At 46.1% G+C, this 1,739-nt stretch carries 1 protein-coding gene; it reads right to left on the reverse strand.

Features of this window, described 5'->3' with window-relative positions:
• Positions 1-86: 86 nt before the first annotated feature.
• Complete coding sequence (gene ltrA, locus CLV93_RS20040; protein ID WP_106544012.1) at positions 87-1,382, reverse strand: group II intron reverse transcriptase/maturase; 1,296 nt, start codon at positions 1,380-1,382, stop codon at positions 87-89.
• Positions 1,383-1,739 lie beyond the last annotated feature (357 nt).

The raw sequence follows: 1,739 nt of genomic DNA on the forward strand, positions 1-1,739 counted from the left end.
AATCGAGTAGACTGCCCCGCCAGCAGAAACTGACGGGGAAAGCCTCTCACACCACCGTACGTACGGGTCTCGTATACGGCGGTTCGTTAAATCATAGGAAACAAAACCGTGTTCGGTTTAATTTGCTTGTAGAGTTCCAACATAGAAACGTACCCACGTTTTTTCAGGCGTTCAATTGAAATGGTAGTCCCCAAAATTGGGCTTTGGGCAATCGCCCAGCCTCCCATCCGCGACCGACTCCATGCATAGGCTTGCCCCTGTTCAATTCCTAAACGAATCAGGTTTTTCCTTTTCCGTTCGGGTTTCTTCCAGTGGTGCCAGATACAATAACGGAGTCGGTTTCGTAGCCATCCATCCAGTTCAGAAAGTTTGTTTTGAATACTTGCCATACGAAAAGCATTCACCCAACCTAGTTGAACTTCGTTGAGTTTTTCGATACGTTCGTCAAAACTCATTGGGGTGGTTTTTCGGGTAAGGACTTTAAGCTTTTGCTTTAGCTTCTTCCAACTCTTTTCAGATACGACCAATTGATATTTGCCACGTTCACCTTTTTGGTAAGTGGGTACAAACCCAAATCCCAAACAGGTAAAATGTACAGGTCGGCGGATGCCACTTTTCCCCCTGTTAATGGTTAGCTTCAACTTGTTTTTAAGAAACTTAAAAATGTTGTTGCCGACCTTTCGGGCGGTTGCCTTGGTTTTAACATAAATGCTAAAATCATCGGCATAGCGGACAAAACGCAAGCCTTGTCGTTCCAATTCCCTGTCGAGTTCATTTAACATGATATTAGACAGTAGTGGACTTAGCGGGCTACCCTGTGGCACACCTTTCCGTCGCTTGACCAGTTTCCCTTTTATTTGAATTGGGGCACGTAGCCATTTGCGAATGAGTCGTAAAGTTGCGCGGCATTTGATTTTACGGTGAAGCAGTTGCAATAAATAGCAATGGTCAACTTCATCGAAAAAGGTTTGTAAATCAATATCTATGATGTTTTGAAACCCTTCGTTAATGTATCGCTGTGCTTTTAAAACTGCCTGCTGCACGCTTCGTTTGGGGCGGAATCCAAAACTGGATTCCGAAAACTCAAACTCAAAACGTGCATTGATAACCTGCAGAACCGCCTGTTGAAGTAAACGGTCGGTAACAGTGGGAATACCAAGTAACCTTGATTTCCCATTTCCTTTCGGAATCTCTACTCCTAAGATGGCTTGTGGCAAATATGCCCCCGAGCGAACCTTAGCTGTCAGTTCTTCTTTGTCAATCGACATGAGTTCCGACAGTTTCGTTGCAGGCATATGGTCAACGCCAGCCGAACCGTGGTTCTTTTGGACCTTGTACATTGCTTGTAACAGGTTCTTTCGTGTTAAGATTTGCTCGATCATCTTAGTTTATTTCTTGTTTCCCTGTCCCGCCTAAAACAAGGCTAGATTCCGCTCACGCAGAAAGCTTCCTTACAGCATTTGGGACAAATTAACGTTCAGCCCTTCGCTACTTTGTGAGGCCTCCACGGTCTCTGTTCGTGGCTCGTTTCCCGCAGCTACTATGACCTCTGCTGACTTCTCACCCTGCCCAACTCGTGGACGGTGAGACCTCCCCAGGTAAGAGCATCTTCCTTCCCCCAATCGCTGCCTGATCTACTATTTCGGAACTCCTCCTTTGCAGGAGCTTTTGGACGTCACAGTGATGTGCCTGCTCATCCGTCCTCATAGCCTCATATCAGGTTCCTGTTCGTCAGTACC

Origin of the sequence: Prolixibacter denitrificans (assembly GCF_003014495.1) — a bacterium.
In the GTDB taxonomy this organism is placed as follows: Bacteria; Bacteroidota; Bacteroidia; order Bacteroidales; family Prolixibacteraceae; genus Prolixibacter; species Prolixibacter denitrificans.

Coding starts and splice junctions, on each gene's coding strand:
- ltrA (WP_106544012.1), bottom strand. CDS start 1,382: ATGATCGAGCAAATCTTAACACGAAAGAACCTGTTACAAGCAATGTAC.